The organism is Caldicoprobacter faecalis (genome assembly GCF_900115765.1).
In the GTDB taxonomy this organism is placed as follows: domain Bacteria; phylum Bacillota; class Clostridia; order Caldicoprobacterales; family Caldicoprobacteraceae; genus Caldicoprobacter; species Caldicoprobacter oshimai.
This window is the reverse complement of the sequence record NZ_FOXR01000010.1, coordinates 49,802-69,155: the sequence shown is the minus strand read 5'-3', so window position 1 is coordinate 69,155 and position 19,354 is coordinate 49,802. Positions and strand designations below refer to the sequence as shown.

Here is a 19,354-nt window from a genome sequence, read left to right as displayed (position 1 = left end):
GGGTGAACCCCCGACTTTGTTACTCGTCCCTTCTGCCGAAGAATCCTGATATCAGCATGAGCCTGAGCAATTGTAGCACCGCTGTCAGAGTAGCTGCCACGTAGGTGAGAGCTGCAGCGCTCAGCACTTTTCGTGTATGCGGTGTCTCCTCTCTGGTGAGGTACCCTCCTACTTCCAGCGCTTCAATGGCCCTGCTGCTTGCGTTGTATTCTACAGGGAGAGTGACCAGCTGAAACAGTACAGCTGCGCTGAAGGCTATAACTCCTATTTGAGCCAGTTCCCTGAGCCCAAAGACCAGTCCTAGGAACAACAGCGGAAATGCTAGCTGCGAACCGATGGCAGCAACCGGTACGATAAGCGTGCGGATATTAAAAGGTACGTACCCATATTGATGCTGTATTACGTGCCCAGCTTCATGGGCTGCCACACCCAGTGCAGCCAGAGAGCTGGAGTTATACACTTGTGGAGAAAGCCTCAATACCTTATTGTGCGGGTCATAGTGGTCTGTAAGTATGCCAGGCGTCAGCTCAACTCTTACATCGTAAATCCTGTTGTCGCGGAGGATCTCTCGAGCTACCTCGGCGCCCGTCAGCCCACTGCGTGCAGGGATTCTGGAGTATCTGGCAAATGTGCTCTGTACCTTGAATTGAGCGTACATCGCCAGCAAGATTGCTGGGAGAAGCAGTATCATGGTGGGATCGTACCACAAAAACGGCATATGCCTCAGCTCCTTTCGGATATCTGTCTTCTTATGGAACAGGCATCTATTGGTTTTGTCAGAAATATATTATCATATTCAGAAACAAAAGTCAATAAAGGTCAAAATTCTTCATCCTCTTGTTCATATATTATGTCTATTATGAACAATACATATTTAAGCGCTTAAAATGTAATTTATCAAAATTAAAGTTCATAGCAAACTCCCAGTGGGACATATAAATGAAAATGATGATAGTAAAAGGGCAGCGCGAAATCGCCTTTGTTTTTCTCACTTGTAATGGTATATAAATGCTGGTAGAATAGTTATAAAGTTGTCGAATGTATAAATTTTTTAATTTTGGGGGTAAAGACATGAAAAATTGGATAAAAGCGGTCTTGGTTATAGGCGTTATACTCGTGTTGTTGGCCATATGGGTAATAAACGGCTACAATAGCCTGGTGGCAAAGAGTGAACAGGTGCAAACGGCTTTGAGCCAGATAGACAACCAGCTTCAGAGGCGAAACGATTTGATACCCAATCTAGTGGAAACTGTAAAAAAGTACGCAGCCCATGAATCGGAGGTGTTCGCTCAGATTGCCGAGGCCAGGGCAAAGCTGGCTGGTGCCACCACCGTTGAGGGCATGGCACAGGCAGACGCCGAGGTTGCCAGTGCTTTGTCCAGGCTGCTTGCCATAGCAGAGAATTATCCCGAGCTTAAGGCCAACCAGAATTTTATCCAGCTTCAGGATGAGCTGGCCGGTACCGAAAACAGGATTGCGGTTGCAAGGCGGGATTACAACGAAAAAGCGCGAGATTACAACACCGCTATCAGAAGGTTTCCCATGAATATCATAGCCGGCATGTTTGGATTTGAACGCGCTGAGTATTTTGAGGCATCTGAAGATGCCAGGCAGGCTCCCGATGTAGGCGAACTATTTGGAGATTAAGGGTGCTTGAGCATGAAATGGATAAAAGCTTTACGGATAGCGGTATGTATAGCGGCGTTTGTATTTTTGTTTTCTGCCTGCAGCGCTGCACAGGACAGCTATCCTGACCCTACCGAGGCTTTTTATGTGAATGACTATGCCGGTGTGCTGGATACCGATGCCGAGGAGCACATTCTAAGGGTTGCTAAGGAGCTGGAGGACGTCACAACGGCTCAGGTAGTTGTTGTGACCATGGCAGGCATTGGTGACAGGCCGCTGGAGGAATACACCCTGGGGCTGTTCAGGGAGTGGGGGATCGGCCAGAAGGATAAGGATAACGGCGTGCTCATATTTGTCGATGTAGAGGGGCGGCAATCCAGGATCGAGGTAGGGTACGGCCTCGAAGGGGTGCTTACCGATGGCAAGACCGGCAGGATACAGGATGAATATATGATCCCGCATTTCCGTAAGGGCGAGTACAGCCAGGGGATCGTTGCGGGGTTCAATGCGATAATAAATGAGATCTACCTAGAGTATGGCTATACAGATAAATTGGTTGGAGACGATGCGCTGCTTGAAGAGCCAGCTTTACCTGTAGAGCAGCCTGAAGAGGACGATTTTTCTTTGTCCAGATTTATACTATGGCTGGTGCTCATTGTGGTATTTATCATCTTAGATTTTGCCTTTTTCAGGGGATCTATTACTTCTACCATATTCCGCTCTGGGGGTCGCGGAGGATATGGAGGCTGGTTTGGCCCGGGCCCAAGGGGTGGCGGATTTGGCGGTGGAGGCTTTGGAGGTAGAGGCTCTGGCGGAGGAGGCAGTGCCGGAGGCGGAGGAAGCTCACGGAGCTGGTAAAAGGATCTTGCATTATAAGCAGGAGGAAAATATTGAACCTTTGTACAGTGGTTTAGATTATACAGTAAGCGAGGCAGGGGAGGGAAAATGATGCCTAAAAGGCTTTGGAGAATATTGTCCGTTATCATGATTTTTGCAATGGTTGTAATGGCTTTGGTTGATACAGTGGCGCTGGCACAGGGTAAGGTTACTATGTCGGTAAGAATGAGTCCTTCTGTCGTACAGCCGGGAGAACCCTTTGAACTCATCTATAATATAACAAATTCTATGGATAAACCTGTTAAGGTGCGCATAAGGGAAGAACTGTACAACCATGTTACCAATGGGAAGGAAACCACAATGCTGGAGAGGAGCATCGCACCGGGGGAGAAACAGGAAATAAGCAGTGCGGATGAGGGCGAAGCTTACAAGGCCATAGATGGCTATGTGACCTATTTGGTGGAATATCAGGTCGAAGGGCAAAACGAATGGGCGGTTTTGGGAGAAGGCGTTTTGGATATTTTCAACATAGGATTTAACGTAAGTTATGCTGCCAGTGCATCCCGGGTGAAAAGGGGCGACGAGGTGGAATACGCTGCGGTTGTGGAATCCACCTCAAACGTGGTTTTAACGGATATAGCCGTCGTGGACAGCCAGTTTGGCGAGCTGGGCAGGATTCCAAGGTTGCAACCGGGCGAAAAGAAGACAGTGAAACGAAAGTTCAAGCTGGAAGATACCACCGAAAGCTACCTCATATTGAGATACAAGGATCCTCTGTCGGTACGGGGAGATGTGCTACAGGAATTTCCCGATGCAAGGGTCAAAGTTGAAGTGGAAAAGCCGCAGCCTGTATATTCTCTGGAGGTACAAGGCAGCGTTGACAAACAACAAATCACCTCAGCACAAGAGGTGACCTTTACTCTCAAAGTGAAAAACACCGGCAACGTTACCCTCCAAAATATCCAGTGTACCGACTGGAAGGGGAAGACCTTTTATGAGATAGTCCAGCTGCTTCCAGGGCAGGAAGCTACTGCTATCTATAAGGCTACAATTGACTCAGCGGGGAAATACACCATAACGTGCAGCGGTGTACCCGAAGACGGAGCTCAAAAGGTGCAAGCTCATTATACTGTGGAGATATCCAGGGTTGAGGCAATGGTGGAGATCGAGAGAAGATTTGAGCCCCAAAAGGCAGCGCCGGGAGATACCGTTACCCTGACATATATAATCCGTAACACCGGCAAGGTGGCATTGAAGGATGTGTCGGTGGATGAACCCGAGCTGGGGAACATAGCCTCATTTGACAGCTTGAAGCCTGGCGATGAGGAAGTGGTTTCAGTGGAAAAGGAAATGGATGATGACGGCATAATAAGCAAGACCGTTTTGACCGCCAAGGATGAGCTGACGGGGGCTCCTTATAGATACGAGGCTGATGAGCTGCTGATTCCTGCCCAAGCGCTTGATAAGGCGGCTCATGTATCCATTGATGTAGAAGTGGATCCTCCCAGCCTGGAAAAAGCAGGGGCGGTACAGGTAAAATGCACTATAAAGAACGATGGCGGGGTAGCGCTGAAGAATATAGAGGTCTTCATTGAGGACCTGGTTAAAGAGAGAAACATTGGGATGGGAAGCATGCTGGTGCTTAACCCGGGGGAAGAGCAGATGTTTAGCCTGTCATACCTTAGCGTGGAGCAGACCAGTTCCTTTGTCGTGGTGGTGAAGGCAGAGGACGAAGAGGGAAATGACCTGGAATTCAGAAGCCAGCACTTTGAAGTGGCAGTGGGGGTGACGGATGGAGCGCAAAATCGGCATGGCTCAGATTCGGGGAAGGTGACCCTTCTTAAAGTTGCCCTTACCGTCGTGATATTTTTGATTATCCTGACGGCGGGAACCTTGATCTATCTGGTGCGCGATTCACTGCCCTTCTTCAGGCGGCGAAAGAGCCTGAAGCACAGAGCTGCAGGTGGGGATTAATTGCCATACTTTTCAACTAGGTGTTTGATGGACATCCAGAATTCCTGGGCTTGTCTGGCGGCGCTGGTCCTCGAGCGCTTCCGGGCGGTGGGTGGAGAGAATATCCAGCGTAAAAATCCCATCCAGGCTTTGAGCATTGTGGCGTTTTTGCCGGAAGGCAGAGGCCGTAACTGAAAGCCCATACGCTTTACGCCGGGGCCAAACAGGGTGACACCCCACAGCGCCTTTACTCGCGGGTCCAGCCTGCCGTCGCGGGCAAGCCGCGCCAGGTTGTGCATCTCCTCCCTAAATAGAGGGAGCAGGTGTATGTCCGAAGCCACCGTTACGTTTCCCACTTTACCGCTGTATATGACGGTGTTGGAGATGTGAAGCTCGGCCACGTATTCTCCAGGCTGAAGGGTCGAGCCATCCTCCAAGGGGAGAGGGTCGCCGCTGTATGGATGGATGCTCATCCTCAGCAGCCCATAGGGGGAATTTTCAACGGTATAGATGTCGTTCAGCCTAGAAAATATTTTTTCCCACAGTATAAAGACGGGAGCTATAAGCCTTTTGATCATGTCCTATCTCCTTTCAGCTGGTCAAGGGTTACAAATGTGTAACCCTTTTTCTTTAACGTGTCGATAATGGAGGGGAGTGCTTCCAGGGTTTTGGCAGGTGCCCCGGGGGCTCCCCTGTTATCATGCAGCACCACTATAGAGCCGGGCTGTGCCTGGGAGATGACGGCGTCGTATATGTGCCGGGCTGTGGTTTTGGCTTCCCAGTCCTGTGCTTCGATGGACCAGTAAGCGATCTCAAGGCCCAACCTTCGAGCCGCCGCTGCGCTGCAAAGATTGAACATGCCCCATGGGGGCCGATACCAGCGGGGCTGATGTCCTAAAGAACTTTTGATGGCCTGGCAGGTCAGCTCAATGTCACTGAAAGTGCGCAGGGGGGACATCAGCCATGCATGGCGATGGGAAAAAGAGTGGCATCCCACAGTGTGCCCCTCGGAATGCATTCTGCGAAGTATATGAGGATACCGGAGTGCCTGCTCTCCAACGACAAAAAAGGTAGCCTTCACGCCGGCCTCTTTTAAGATATCCAGCAGCTTGGGCGTATATATAGGGTTTGGCCCGTCGTCAAAGGTGAGGGCTATCCATGGCTTATTGGTCTCTCCGCATCGCACGACCCGTTTTGAACGGTTGCGCATCCAGTAGTTTGGTATGAGGCAGTAAATGGCAAATATCGCGATTGCAGCTGCCGCTATAGATGCAAATACCCACATCTTTTACGACCCTTTCCTGATACAGATATTTTGCTTTTTGAGTTTCATAATTGATTTTGCTGCAAACTTAATTTTTTGCCCACTCTCATTTTTGCTTCAAAATTGTCGATTTCGTTTTGAGCAGCAAAATTGACTTTTTACAGTTATAGTGGTTCGGTTTTGCTCATCATAGCATAAATAATTTACAGTGCTATGATAATGCAGTACCATTACGATGTAGTATATTGAATCGAATAACGCCAGTGTTTTATGCTTTAGTTACATAAAAAGGCTACAGGTCGATTTTATGATATAAACAGGTTGGGCTGCTGCGAACCATTCCTGTAGTTCTCGGCCATCTGTACTATTATATTTGCAGCGTCCCTGGCGGCAAAAGGCTTTGATATGGGTTCCATAGCCTGTGCCATGCTTTTCAGTATGGATGGGTCATTGATGCAATCGATGATGGTCTTGACCACTTCCTCCTCGTCATCCACCTGTACGGCCACTTTGTAGCGGACCAGGAAGCGGGCGTTGCTCCTCTCATGGCCGGGTAGGGGTTTGTATATCAGCATTGGCAGCTTCTTGGCCAGAGCTTCAAATACGGTTACCCCTCCCGCCTTTGTCAGCAAAAGGTCGGATATTTCCATGAGCTCCGCTATGTTGTCTACGTAGCCCAGCACGCGAAGAGGTATCTTGGAATGCTGCGAAATGTCCTCCAGCCTTTTGGCCAGTGCATAATTGGTGCCGGTCACCGCTATGGCCTGCATGGGCAAGTCAAGCTTTGCCAGGCTTTCGCATATGTCCTCCATATCTGACAGCAGGCCGCAACCCCCGCCCATCATCAACAGCGTGAAGAGATCGCGCCTGAGGCCGTAGCGCTCCCATATTGAAGGGTCATGGCACGGGGCCATGAACTCCTGCCGCAGGGGAAGTCCCGTGACATACAGGCGCGATGGAGGTATGCCTTTTCTTTTTAAGTATTTGGCCACGACGTCGGCCGCCAGTATATAAGCGTCCACGTACGGATGGATCCACTGGCTGTGGAAAGCCACATCCGTAATGACCGTTACAAGGGGTGTGTTTATATAGCCGCGGGATTTAAGGTAGGAGATCACCCCGGCCGGGTTGGGGAAAGTACACACTATGACGCTGGGTGAACGGCTGTATATGGCTTCCAACAGCTTTTGCCTGCCGATTCGGTTTAGCATGCGCTGCCATCTGGAATCAGGAGGCAGATGGCGCGTGGCCTCGTAAAACCATTTATACCCGGTCGAAAAGTGTTTGATGACCTGGTGATAGCCAAACAGCAGCGTTTGCTTGAAAAACGGGTTTATATAATTTAAAAAATCGCATATTTCAACGTTCCAGTCGGGACGCTGCTGCTTTATGGCTGTGGCCAGTGCATTGGATACCTGGTAATGCCCTGCTCCGTAGCTGGCAGAAAATATTAACACGTCGCATCTGGTGCCTGGTCCAGAGGCCATAAAGCCATTCACCTCGCTTTTATCCAGTAAAGTTTATGGTTTCTCTCCGTTATTCTTGCATGTTTAAGATTTGTACCGCTTTAATACAAATTATATTATACCAGAGTCCACCATATTTTGTATAATGAATTTTTTGTAATATATTTTTGGTAAAACGGACTAAAAACACTAATTCAATTGCATACGCTTCAAATGTAAATTAAGCTATAAATAGTTTTGAACATTCTATTGAAAGGTGATAGAATATTATTGGTCGTATTATTCATGTGTGATATTATCTTTATGTAAAAGGATTCTTGTATGTTTTGTTAGTGTAAAGATTTATTTTGGTGCTCAAAACAAATTTTGAAAAAATGTAGCTGCAAAAGGAAGTCGGTTGATGGATAGGCGTCCGCACACTCGTGATTTTAATCATGAGTTAGGACGTTAAAGTTGTATTAACATATATGAAGCAGGAATCACGCGACTTCTCGTGGGAGGTTCAAATGGCTGAAAATGGGATAGAATTAAACTGAGCCGTTGATAAACTGAAACCGTCTTGAGAGTTTGACAGTCTAATTCTAATAGAAAACCAGGGGCAATACGGGAGAGTGTGAATATGCTGGATTTGAGCAAGATAAGCCTGCAGCTTATGGAGATGGCGCGGACGCGCCAGCAGGAGGTACAGCGGCTGAAGGAGAAAGAGCGCTGTGTGCTGGAAGCCGTTCGCGATTTTCGAGAAAACCCGCAGGCTTACATAGAAAAGATAGATTCGGATCCACGGCACTTTTTTGTAGCCTTTCCCAGGGGCAGGATAGACGACGCTTTTCCGCTTCCACGGCCAATCCCCACCCATACCGTTATGGCGGTGGATGGATCGCAAATCGATGTGGACACGCACGAGATCGTATTGTGCTATGTGCTCAACATCGGCAGGGTAGTGCTGCACTACGGTACAGGGGACCCACCGCTTATGGACAGCCTGCCATATCTGTATTACAAAGACGAAGACCTCTACAAGCAGGGAGAGATTGAAGTATTTCTAATGCGGGGAGAAGACCTGGCCGAGAAGCGCGCCGCCATGGAGGCTGAGCACTTGAAGGACCTGATTTTAAATCACCGAAGAGAGGGTATCCCCACAGTGGCATTGGTGGACGGCACGCTTGTTTCATGGGATAAAGCGGCATCGGCCAAAAAGGATATAGGCGGTTTTACCGCTCCCCACTTCAAGGACGTTTTTAAGGTGGGAGAAAGCCTTGGTATTCCGGTGGCGGGATACATATCGGGTTCCCGCACCTCCCTTGTGATAAATACCTTGCGGGCCCGAGATTGCACCCAGCCCATCATGAACTGTATCAACTGTGAATATCGAGGTGATCCCGCGGCTCCCTGTCACAGGCTGGAGGGCTTGAGGGACACTACCTTGTTTGCTCATATTCTCAGGCCGGGAGAGAGGTCTGCGTGCTTTTATGGCGGCATCAACACATTGCCGCGACGTGAATGGCCCCTTTACCGTATAGGGTTTTTCTACATAAACGTTGGTAGCGAGATAGCCCGTGTTGAGGCGCCCGATTATGTGTTGGAGAACGAGGGCCTGCTCAATCAGCTTCACTGGGCGGTGTATGACCAAGCGCAAAAGGGCATGGGGTATCCGGTGGCGCTTCAGGAGGCCCACCATTTTGCGGTGATAAAGGGCGAGGAGCGGGAGGCGTTTTACCGCCTGGTGGAAGGGCAGTTTGTCAGGCGGGGCCTTCCCTGCCATGTCACAAACAAGGAGCTGCGCAAGCGCACCAGGATTTTCTAGAAAGGGGTGTATACCTTGATAGGAGAGATCATAGAGAGCAGGACGGCCGAGTTTGTGGCCGAGGCCATCAGATATGACCAGGTTCCTGCTTACGGCTCGTTTGTGAGGGTTCAGGATGGAAATCTAAGGGTGTATGGCATTGTATCGGGGGCCTATACCGGCAGCCTGGATGGCGTGAGCAAGGCAAAGGCTTTTTTCAAGTCGATTGATGAGCTTAAGATGGAACAGCCGCAGATCTTTGAGCTGCTTCGTACCGAATTTTCCTGCGTTGTGGTGGGTTATGCCGAAGACGGTCGGTACCATCCATATTATCCGCCCATACATCTCAGCCTTCATCTGCCTGTGGAAAAGGCGGACGATGATGAGATATTGACCATTTCGCAGCACCTTGGGTTTCTGGAAAAAACGCTCAACAGCCCTGCAGGCAATGGCGAAGAGTTGACGGCTGCGGCCATTCGCATGGCAGCGCGCTTCCATCCCGATCCGCGGGAATATATAATTAGGGCGGGGCGCGAGCTTCTGAAGATGCTGAACTACGACACCCAGAGGCTGAAGTCCATTTTAGAGAGGGTGGATATAGCATGAGGGGGACGATCCTCAGGGGTTCGCTTTCAGGCGGCTTGGAAGTAAGGCTAGACATTGGCGAAAATATAGAAGAAGTCAAAGTGGGTACTTTTTGCGTGGTGGAAGGCAGGACCCATGATTTCTTCTCGATGGTGGTGGATGAGGATATTGAAGCGGCCAATCCAAAAGCCTTCTATGAGACGTTGTCCGACAACTCCCTCCTCAATGAAGTGGTTAGGGGTACCGGAATTATAGACAAGGTAAAGATTCAGCCTATGATTGCCATAAGGCGCGAGGATGGCAAGGTACAGCCCGTAAAGAGCATACCATCCTATCTGTCCCGCGTCCGTGAGGCGCGGGAGGAGGACGTCTTCAAGATATTCGGGCGGCCTGACCGAACGCATTTTCATGTGGGCTCCCCGCTGGATATGGACCACATACCGGTATGCATAGACCTAAAGAAATTCATAGAAAGGTCCAACGGGATATTTGGCAAGTCGGGTACCGGTAAGACATTTTATACCCGTATCATGCTGTGTGGCATGATAAAGAGCGGGCTTTGTAATGTGCTGGTGTTTGACATGCATTCGGAGTACGGCTGGGAAGGCGAGGATGAGGATGAGACGCGCAAAAAGGCTAAGGGGCTAAAACAGCTATTTGGCTCCAAGGTGGCCATCTTTACCCTGGATCCTGAGTCGTCGCGCAATCGAGGGGTGCATCCCGACTTTGTGGTGGAGATACCTTACCGCTCCATTGAAGCCGAAGACATTATACTGGTGCGGGAAGAGCTAAACCTAAACCCCACTGCCCTGGAGGTCATATATGTACTTCAAAAGCATCTGGGGCAGGACTGGCTGATCACCTTTTTGAACATGGACGCTTTTGCCATAAAGGACTTTGCCGATAGGACGAGGGCTCATGAAGGCGCGCTGCAGGCGCTTCAGCGTAAGCTGTTTCAGCTGCAGAGGCTACCGTTTATAAAAGAAAATCCGGCAGACGATGCAGTGGAGCGAATAATGCAGTATCTGGATAGCGGGATGAACGTGGTGCTGGAGTTTGGCCATCAAAGGAGTATGCTGGCCTATATGCTGGTGGCCAATATCCTGACCCGGCGCATCCACGAGCTGTATGTCAAGCGCAGCGAAAAGGCTCTCGGGGGGATGCAGGGCAACAACACGCCCCTGGTTATAGTCATCGAAGAGGCCCACAAGTTTTTGAACCCAGAGCTGTCGCGCCAGACCATATTTGGCATGATAGCCAGGGAGATGAGGAAATACAACGTAACGTTGCTGGTGGTGGACCAGCGGCCCTCTGGTATTGACCCCGAGGTGCTTTCCCAGCTGGGGACCAAGATAGTGGCCCTGCTCACTGAAGAAAAGGATATAGAGTCTGTACTGTGCGGGGTAAACAATGCCAGGATGCTGCGCAACGTCCTGGCCAGCCTAGATACAAAGCAGCAGGCCATCATCATGGGCCATGCCGTTCCAATGCCCGTGGTTATAAAGACCAGGACGTACGACGAGACGTTCTATAAGGAAATTACCAAGGATGAGGATGGCACCTTTAACCGCGGCCTGATGAGTGGGCCCAAACAAGCATTTGGCAGCTCTGCAGGGGCATCTGAAACGGATGAACCACCACCCGGCAAGGAGTTTGAAGACCTTATGAAGGAGTTGTATGGCATATGAGGGAGCCTATACGCCTGATTCATACCGGTGACCTTCATATAGGGATGCAGAATTACGGCAGGCTGGATAGTGCCACCGGTATCCATTCCCGTATCAACGACTTTTTAACCACCCTGGATAAGTTGGTGGATTACGCCATAGGCAACGAGGTCGATGCCGTGCTGATATGTGGTGATGTATTTAAGAATAGGGAGCCCGATGTCACCCAGCAGCGTGAGTTTGCCAAAAGGGTGAAGCGCCTTTCGGATGCCGATATAAAGGTGTATATAATAGTGGGCAATCACGACCTACACAACGCTGCGGGAAAGGCCACCTCGGTTGAGATATATGATGTGGTTGACCTCCCGGGCGTGTACGTGCGCCGGAAGCCCAGCCTGGATGTTTTAAATACGCGGCGCGGCGCTTTCCAAGTGGTGGCCCTACCCTATGCTTCGCCCAGCAACCTTGCCGTTGAGGGTTCTACCATAGAAGAGATTTCCATCGCCATCCGCGCTAAGCTGGGGCATCTGCTGGACATGTTGATAGAGAAGCTGGACCCTGCGCTGCCTGCCGTCCTTATGGCGCACTTTTCTCTGATAGGCGCGGTGTCAGGCTCCGAAAGGGCCATTATGCTGGGGCGAGAAGTGACGCTCCCCGTTGGGTTCTTTGCAAGGCCCGAGATTGACTATGTGGCTATGGGGCATATCCACAAGCACCAGGTGCTTTACGATAAGCCACCCGTGGTCTACTGCGGAAGCCTGGACAGGGTGGACTTCAACGAGGAGAAAGAGGATAAGGGCTTTGTCGAGGTATTGCTAAAGAAAGGCGCGACTTCCTTTGAGTTCATTAAGCTGGATACCCGGCCTTTTAAGACCTTTTATGTGGATGCCACCACCGGCGATCCCTTCAAAAAGGTGGTGGAGGCCATTCAAGGGCAACCTTTGGAAGAGGCAATTGTCAAGGTAAAGGTGAGGCTGCCAGCCCATGCCCTGTCCCATCTTAGAGAAAAGGAGCTTTACAGGATACTTCGCGAGAGGGCTTTTTATGTGGCCGGCATTGAAAAGGACATAATTTCCGACCTTTCGCACTTGAGGCATCCGGGCATCACCGAGAAGATGGACGTCATGCACGCGATAGCCGAGTACATTTCAAAGAAGGAGGAGTACAAGGATATAAGGCAGGCGCTGCTTAAGGCAAACGAGCAGCTGATTCAGGAGCTCAAGGAGGAGGGAGCCATATGAGACCTCTCACTTTGTATCTGCGTAATTTTAAGTCCTACGGCGAAAAAGCGCCGGTGCTGGACTTTAACTTATTCGATGTAGCGCTGCTCAGCGGGGACAACGGCAACGGCAAGTCGTCCCTGGCAGATGCCATCGCCTGGTGCATATGGGGCAAGTGTAAGGGCATGGACGGCAGGGGTGGCGTAGATGACCTGGTGAGGACGGGTGCCGACGAGATGGAGGTGGCCTTTTCATTTGAAGAAGATGGCCAAGTTTATAAAGTGGTGCGCAAGCGCGACAAGCGAAGAGGCCTGTCATCCCTGGACTTCATGATAAAGAGGGGTGATGCCTTTGTACCCATAAGCGGGAACCGCATAGACGAGACCCAGCAAAAGATCCAGGAGGTCATCAAGCTGGATTATGAGACCTATCTGTGTACGGGGTATTTAAGTCAGGGTAAGGCTGACCTGTTTGCTACTAAAAAACCCAGCGAACGGAAGGAGATACTGGCCGAGATACTCAATTTATCGGTTTACGATAAGCTGGAAAGAAAGGCGCTGGATAAGCGCAATGAGGTGCAAAACAGCCTGGAGCTGCTGGAGAGGGAGATAGAGCTGCTGCAGCAGCAGATTGCCGAGAAAGAAGCTGTTCAAAGCGAGATAGTTCAGGTAGAAAATGCCCTTGACGAATTGCAGACAAAGGAGAAGGGCCTGAAAGATCAGCTGGAAGCGTTGAACAGGCAGAAGGAAGAGAAAAACGCCATAAAGGAGAGGATCGAATATCACCAGCAGCAGTTGAACCTGGAACAGAAACAGCTGATTGTCCTGGAAAAGGATAGGGGGAACCTGCAGGCGCGAATTGAGGACTACCGAAAGACGCTGGAGAACGAAGCCGAGATCGAGAAGCATTATGCAGAATTTAAGGCTTTGGAGGAACAGGAGAAGGCCCTGGCTTACAAATACCAGTGCACCGCTGAGCTTAAAAATAAACGGGAGCGCCTGCTGGGCGAGCTGAGGGTCAAGGAGCAGGAGCTGCGCCACCGTATCGATGTGCTGGAGAGGGAGAAGGCTCAGCTTGAAGGCAAGATTGCGCAGGTAGAGGCTCTGCACAAGGAATACCAGGTGTGCCGGAAAAATATCGAGGAGCTGAATGCGCTGGAGAAACAGCTGGAGGCGCTGGAGAAGAGGGTGGCAGAGATTGTGCAGGAGACGGCCGAGCTGGCCAGCAGGGAAGGCGCTTTGAGGCGACAGCTAGAAGAGCTGAAGGAAAGGTTTACTGCCCTTAAAGGTGCTGAGTCCAGCTGCCCGGTTTGTGGGAGGCCGCTTGATGTGCAGCACAGGGATGAATTGATGCATGGGATATCGGAACAGGGGAAGGCCGTTCAGCAGTCCATACAGGGACTTAAAAAAGAGATGGCCAGCCTTGAAAACGAAAGGAAGCAGGTACAGCTCCGGATCGACGGCATAAAGACAAGGCTTAAAACTCGAAGTAGGCTGGAATCCCAGATGGCTTTGATAAGCAACCAGATCAATGAAGCTCAGGAGGCGCGGCAGAAGGTCGAGGAGCTGATGGTACAGCTCGATCCTCTTAAAAAGCAGCTTGAAGCAAAGGACTATGCCCAAGATGCGATGCAACAGATAGAGGAGATTGAGCGTCAAATACAGCAGGTAGGCTATGACCCGCAGGAGCATATTAGTGTGCGGGACAGGCTGAGCAGGCTGGCTAAGGTGCCCAGCCAGTGGGAGGCCGTGCAGAAGGCTCGGGCGCAGATGGATTCCGACCTTGAGAGCTTACAGCGGGTTGCCAAGCTTATCGATGACAGAAAAAAGCACATACAGGACATGATGCTTCTGTTGGATACGCTGGAAGGCTCCATAAAGGACTTGCCGCAGATACTTACGAGGATTTCTGAGCTGGAAAGAGAGCTTCAAAGCCTTCAGAGGGACATCCGCGCCATGGAAGCCAGGAGAGGAGCTTTAAAGGAGCGCATGGGAAAGATTTTAGCCGCCGAGCGACAGCTTGAGAAAAAGAGGGAGGAGCAGCGTCAGCTCTACCAGCAGCTGGAGGTGTACAAGGCGCTGGCCTTGATATACGGCAAACGAGGCATTCAGGCCGCTATCATTGAAAATGCCATACCCGAGCTTCAGGATGAGACCAACCGGATTTTGGCCAAAATCACCGACGGGCGACTTGCGGTGGAGTTTTTGACGCAGCGCGATACCAAGTCGGGCAACGTGGTGGAGACGCTGGACATCAGGATATCCGATGGTATGGATACCAGGAAATATGAGACCTATTCTGGCGGCGAGGAGTTTCGCATAAACTTTGCAATACGCATTGCCCTTGCCAAAATACTGGCCAACAGGGCGGGAGCCAACATGCGTATGCTCATACTAGATGAGGGCTTTGGTGTGCTCGATGAGCAGGGACGGGAGCGGCTGGTAGAGGTCATAAACGCCATAAGGGACGAGTTTGACAAGATACTGGTGATCACACACGTTCAGGAGCTCAAAGACGCTTTCCCGGTTCAAATCGAGGTCATAAAGACGCCTGAAGGCTCAACTTTCAGGTTAGTGGGCTGAAGTGTATAAACTTGATATAATATGAAGTGATAATACTGTCGGAAATAAAATTTGATAAACTGTTTTGATAAAGCGATGGCTTAACTATATATTTTTTTAGATGATTGTAAAGACGAGAATGATATTTCTCAAAATAGTGGCTGAAGCAATACAATAAATACAATTAGAAAAACGTTTTTTATTTTTGCGTTTTAACTGATTGCTTTGATAAAAGTTTGATGAAAATAGACATAAAAGAGTATAAAAATTATACGAGATCCCCAAAAATTCCTCATATGTATTAAACGTCTATATGCATTGTGATATAATTAATATCTAAGTAGTATAATTAGTATCTAACAAGAGGCTTATTGAGGCGTTTATGGGTAAGAATAGCGGCTGGCAGTAACGGGATGGCAATCGGGGCTGTGTAATCTAAAAGGAGGAGGGAATTGAATGAATGATGAGGCCTTGCTGATAGAAAGGGCCCAGAACGGCGATGTGTTGGCATTTGAAGAGCTGGTCTCCCTTTATGCAAAGAAGATATACAACTATTGTTACAGAATGACCGACAGCCGTGAAGACGCAGAGGATTTGGCCCAAGAAGTGTTTATAAAGGTATACCGAAATTTGAAATCGTTTAAAGGGAACAGCAAATTTTCAACCTGGGTATACCGCATTGCATATAATACATGCGTTGATAGATATCGAAATGGCAGGAAGCTTGATACCATTTTGCTAAATCCCGGCAAGAATGAAGACGCCGTTGAGATAGAGCTTGTATCCAATGATCTGCTGCCGGAAGAAGAGGTGATAAAAAGGGAACGATACAGGAAGCTGCAAGCCTGTCTCGCCAGTTTAAAGCCCGAATATAAAACGGTGATTATACTGAGAGATATACAGAATTACAGCTATGAGGAAATTGCGGAAATCTTGCAGGTCCCTTTGGGTACCGTTAAATCCCATATAAGCCGTGCAAGAGCTGCATTATGCGACGCTCTTCGGGAAATGCTGGAATGACAGGAGGTGAGCTTAGGATGGATTGCAGGGTTGCGCAGGAACTTATTTCTTCGTATATAGACGATATGTTGGACAGGGAAGAAGCCCGGCAGCTCGAAGCGCATATAGGGAGCTGTTCTGAATGCAGGCAGAGGTTTGAACAGATGAAGGATGTGGTGCAAATGGTAGGTACGCTTGAAGAAGAGGAGTTGCCCGATGGCTTTTCGGATAGGCTGCGCTCTCGCCTGGAAGCCGAACAGGTAAGCAAAATGGTGTATAAAAAGCACAGCGGATTCTCCAAGTGGGTAAAGTGGGTGGGTATAGCTGCAGCAGTGGCCGTTATTGTTCTGGTTATCAGGGTGTTAAGCGTGGACGGGTTGCTGTATATCTCTCCGCAGGGAAAGGGACAGACCGATTCGGCAGCTCTAGAGGATGTGTCTAAGAGCTCGCTGAAAGGCTCGCAGGCCGAAGAGTCGGCAGGGGCAAGCGATAGGCCGGCAGCACAGAGCGAGGTGCAACAAGAGCAAATAAGGGATAATGGGGATGTGCGGGTTTCTGATACTGAGTCTAAAACATCAGAGCAAGCCGAAGACGCGGATGGCTACATCAAGGTGGATAAGGTTGAGCTGAGGGTGCAAGATGTATGCATAACCCCTCAAACCCTTATGATAAGGGCTATTCAGCATGGTATAGAAGTGGTTGAGCAGACGGAAAACAGCATTACGCTGAAAGTTAAATCCATTGAACAGCGCAAGGCTCTATACCGTGAGCTTGAATTGCTTGGAGAAGTGGAAGAGGTGGGGACGAACTTTGAATCGGATATGGTATCCATTGTAATCGTACAGCAAGAGTGATGTGTTTTTAAACTTTATATAATATACAAGCATCAACTGTATAAACAGGATAATTATGGTTAATAATATAGGTAAAAATTAATAAATTGAATGGGAGGGATACGCATGGCTAGGAATGAAACCGTCAAGAATGACAACGCTGTGGACAACAGCGCGCCAGGCATCGATGCTGAACTCATGTCTTCGATGAAGGAAGAGGTGCTCCGTGCAAAAGAGGAAAATGTTCCTATGCTGCAGGCTTTTGAAGCGGTGGCCAAAAAGAGCGGTCTTAAGGTCAACACCATAAGAAACTATTATTACCGCTATTTGCATGCTCAGCTTGTGGACAATAATGAATCAGGTGGCAAAAGAGGAAAGGTAAGGTCTTTGAAGGGAGTAGCAGGAAAGTCTTTTACAGAGGACGAGGTCAAAAACCTGGTTATGTCCATATTGATAGCGCAGGCCGAAGGCGAGTCGGTACGCTCGTGCGCCAATCGCCTGGCAGGTGGAGACCCCAAGAAGATGTTGAGATTACAAAACAAATACAGAAATGTAATAGCCAGCCAGCGTGAATATGTTGAGAGTTTGATGGCCGAGATGTCTCAAAAGGGGATGAGGTATTTCAATCCTTATACGAGACAAATAGTGGATGGCAACTCTGTCCCAGTATTTGCTGAACAAGGTGCAGGATCTAAAGCAGATACAAGAAGCGGTACTGATACACAGCCTAGCGGCAAAGATTCGCTCATAGGGATAATCGGGGATGCTGTTGCCACGTTGAGCACATTTGACGATTTCTCGGTTGAGGGCTTCTTCAAGGGATTGAAGCAGCTGGTGGACATGGCAGCAAGGGGCAGAGAAAAGGGAGATGGCGATGAGTTGACCCGCCTGGAAAAAGCATACAATGAGCTTAAAAGCAAGCTGCAGGAGCTCCATGATTTTGTGCGCCAACTTGCGGGTATCAATCAAAGGTTTGTGGATTTGCCGGATGAGCAAAAGCTATCTGCATTGAGCGATTATATAAACGAGGTCAAAGCATGGTTGGATACTTATGAGAAGGTATATAAAGATGCTTAATCGCTTGACGATTAAGCGTCAGAAGATGGACCATAAAATTTAAAGGCCAGCCTGAGATACAGAAAAAGGCTGGTTTTTGTTTATTTTGGCAGACAAAAGGGTTTTTAAAGCCAACACGAGTGCAAAGTTGAGAAAAACAAAGGAAGCAACCCAGTAAGGAAGTAGCTCAAACGATTTTTATGAGGAAGATGTTTGTGGAGCAGAAACCGGCCTTATGCTGTAATACACGCGAACCACGATATCCTGGTCATAGTTTCCAAACCCTTTGCCGTAAAGGGTGACTCCTCCTATGTGTTTTGCGTCGTCCAGAACCGCGATGCGAAACGACCACTGCTTCAGCGTGAGGGATAGATCTTCAATGGTCACCTCTGACAGCTTTTCCCCATCGATGAAGCTCCCTTTGTCGTTTACGCGTATAACCTTTAAAAGGCCATACTGATTTATGTTATTGCTCCACCATGAAGGAGTATATATTCCCCTTTTTCCCCCAAAATCGCCGGGGCTGGTCCAGTTCCCGATGTATACTCCGTTGATGAAGAAGGATATATCCGATGGCCAATTATCGTTAACGCCCGGGGCTTCGGAGCCCAGCTCCATTGAAATCTCCAGCTCTTCGGGTTGCTGGTTGGGCAGAAGGTAATTCGGGATTTTGTATTCCACATACCCCTGCGTAAACCACAGGATTCTGGCGTTTACCCTTTCGGGGTCAAGGAAATAGCGGGGGTCATCGAAATGGCCTATGACTTTTTCGTGGCTGGCCAGCCCGCAGGTGGGCGTCACCTTAAAATCGGTATAGTGTCCTACAGGGATGGATATCTCGTGGTACTTCCTTTCGGGCTTTTGACCTGTTGGGAAGGATATTTCCAGCGAATCTATTGCCAGGCTGCATAGTTTTTGTATACCACCCCTACAAGGGGTTATCTCGGCTTTTATGATGCCGGCCTTTTCAAGTTTTCTTATATGCATGGTCATGATTGCATTGCTGAGATTCAGCTTTTCGGCCAGCTCTTTGATGTTCATCGGTTTTTGGGCCAGCAGGTTTATTATCCTCAGCCTTACATTGCTGGCCAGTGCTTCGTATACAGGCAGCCATCTTTCGGTGGCATCAATTTTCATACAGGTGTGGCACATGAAGTTCCGGCTTTATTAAATCGAGAATGTGCCTTTTCCTCCTTTCCCTTATTTGGTGTGTACGTTAACACAGCTTTGTAATTAACACTATTATAAACTACTTAATCAATACAGTAAAGACTGTATTTACCACCAAGAAGTCTGTCTTTGTCGTCGACATATATTATAAAACGCGTTTTGTATTGCTGTTTGCTTTTTGTAGTTTACATATATTTTGTGTTTACGCAGTGTGTTTGGCACGCGTTATTTAAACGGATGTTGAGGGACGTATTTGCAGTTATAACGCTTTAATAACCGCATATTTCATGTATGAGACATATATTTAAAGATGTTCAAAACCATTTGATAAATA

16 protein-coding genes are annotated in these 19,354 nt (G+C 49.0%); 11 read left to right on the top strand and 5 right to left on the bottom strand.

What is annotated here, in order from left to right; all coding sequences use genetic code 11:
- Window positions 1-19 precede the first annotated feature (19 nt).
- Window positions 20-709: a zinc metallopeptidase gene (locus BM241_RS05765; RefSeq protein WP_025747991.1), complete on the bottom strand. Its 690-nt coding sequence runs from the start codon at window positions 707-709 to the stop codon at window positions 20-22.
- Window positions 710-1,071: 362 nt separating this feature from the next.
- On the opposite strand from BM241_RS05765, the gene BM241_RS05760 reads away from it, so the two are divergent.
- The 3 genes from BM241_RS05760 to BM241_RS05750 all read left to right on the top strand — a co-directional run bounded on the left by BM241_RS05760 (window position 1,072) and on the right by BM241_RS05750 (window position 4,437).
- Window positions 1,072-1,647 carry a LemA family protein gene (locus BM241_RS05760; RefSeq protein ID WP_092282255.1) on the top strand — a complete coding sequence of 192 codons (576 nt, stop codon included), beginning with the start codon at window positions 1,072-1,074 and terminating at the stop codon, window positions 1,645-1,647.
- A 12-nt stretch (window positions 1,648-1,659) separates the two neighbouring features.
- Window positions 1,660-2,484: a TPM domain-containing protein gene (locus BM241_RS05755; protein ID WP_025747989.1), complete on the top strand. Its 825-nt coding sequence runs from the start codon at window positions 1,660-1,662 to the stop codon at window positions 2,482-2,484.
- Between the two features lie 90 nt (window positions 2,485-2,574).
- A complete protein-coding gene (locus tag BM241_RS05750; protein ID WP_025747988.1) occupies window positions 2,575-4,437 on the top strand; it encodes a DUF7507 domain-containing protein in 1,863 nt (620 codons plus the stop codon).
- On the opposite strand, the gene BM241_RS05745 is transcribed toward BM241_RS05750, so the two are convergent.
- From BM241_RS05745 to BM241_RS05735, 3 genes are all read right to left on the bottom strand, one after another.
- Complete coding sequence (locus BM241_RS05745) at window positions 4,434-4,994, bottom strand: YkoP family protein (protein ID WP_025747987.1); 561 nt, start codon at window positions 4,992-4,994, stop codon at window positions 4,434-4,436. The genes BM241_RS05750 and BM241_RS05745 overlap by 4 nt on opposite strands.
- Entirely contained in the window at window positions 4,991-5,701 is a 711-nt protein-coding gene (locus tag BM241_RS05740; RefSeq protein WP_025747986.1) for a polysaccharide deacetylase family protein, read from the bottom strand. The genes BM241_RS05745 and BM241_RS05740 overlap by 4 nt, the downstream gene beginning before the upstream one ends.
- 284 nt (window positions 5,702-5,985) lie before the next feature.
- The gene (locus BM241_RS05735) at window positions 5,986-7,167 is read right to left on the bottom strand and encodes an MGDG synthase family glycosyltransferase (RefSeq protein WP_025747985.1); all 1,182 of its coding nucleotides are present in this window, start codon (window positions 7,165-7,167) and stop codon (window positions 5,986-5,988) included.
- 598 nt (window positions 7,168-7,765) lie between these two features.
- On the opposite strand from BM241_RS05735, the gene BM241_RS05730 reads away from it, so the two are divergent.
- The 8 genes from BM241_RS05730 to BM241_RS05695 all read left to right on the top strand — a co-directional run bounded on the left by BM241_RS05730 (window position 7,766) and on the right by BM241_RS05695 (window position 17,871).
- Complete coding sequence (locus BM241_RS05730) at window positions 7,766-8,950, top strand: DNA double-strand break repair nuclease NurA (RefSeq protein ID WP_092282254.1); 1,185 nt, start codon at window positions 7,766-7,768, stop codon at window positions 8,948-8,950.
- Window positions 8,951-8,965: 15 nt separating this feature from the next.
- A complete protein-coding gene (locus BM241_RS05725) occupies window positions 8,966-9,535 on the top strand; it encodes an HAS-barrel domain-containing protein (protein WP_025747983.1) in 570 nt (189 codons plus the stop codon).
- Complete coding sequence (locus tag BM241_RS05720) at window positions 9,532-11,202, top strand: ATP-binding protein (protein WP_092282252.1); 1,671 nt, start codon at window positions 9,532-9,534, stop codon at window positions 11,200-11,202. Before BM241_RS05725 ends, BM241_RS05720 begins: the two co-directional genes overlap by 4 nt.
- Window positions 11,199-12,422: a metallophosphoesterase family protein gene (locus BM241_RS05715; protein ID WP_051456370.1), complete on the top strand. Its 1,224-nt coding sequence runs from the start codon at window positions 11,199-11,201 to the stop codon at window positions 12,420-12,422. The genes BM241_RS05720 and BM241_RS05715 overlap by 4 nt, the downstream gene beginning before the upstream one ends.
- Window positions 12,419-14,983: an AAA family ATPase gene (locus BM241_RS05710; protein WP_092282251.1), complete on the top strand. Its 2,565-nt coding sequence runs from the start codon at window positions 12,419-12,421 to the stop codon at window positions 14,981-14,983. The genes BM241_RS05715 and BM241_RS05710 overlap by 4 nt, the downstream gene beginning before the upstream one ends.
- A gap of 435 nt (window positions 14,984-15,418) precedes the next feature.
- The gene (locus BM241_RS05705) at window positions 15,419-15,982 is read left to right on the top strand and encodes an RNA polymerase sigma factor (RefSeq protein WP_092282250.1); all 564 of its coding nucleotides are present in this window, start codon (window positions 15,419-15,421) and stop codon (window positions 15,980-15,982) included.
- A 17-nt stretch (window positions 15,983-15,999) separates the two neighbouring features.
- Window positions 16,000-16,815 carry an anti-sigma factor family protein gene (locus tag BM241_RS05700; RefSeq protein ID WP_177206101.1) on the top strand — a complete coding sequence of 272 codons (816 nt, stop codon included), beginning with the start codon at window positions 16,000-16,002 and terminating at the stop codon, window positions 16,813-16,815.
- A gap of 105 nt (window positions 16,816-16,920) precedes the next feature.
- Window positions 16,921-17,871, top strand: coding sequence for a hypothetical protein (locus BM241_RS05695; protein WP_092282248.1), 951 nt, complete (start codon window positions 16,921-16,923; stop codon window positions 17,869-17,871).
- Window positions 17,872-18,048: 177 nt separating this feature from the next.
- Here the strand turns inward: BM241_RS05695 and BM241_RS05690 are convergent, their stop codons facing one another.
- Complete coding sequence (locus BM241_RS05690; protein ID WP_092282259.1) at window positions 18,049-18,987, bottom strand: ArsR/SmtB family transcription factor; 939 nt, start codon at window positions 18,985-18,987, stop codon at window positions 18,049-18,051.
- Between the last annotated feature and the right edge of the window lie 367 nt (window positions 18,988-19,354).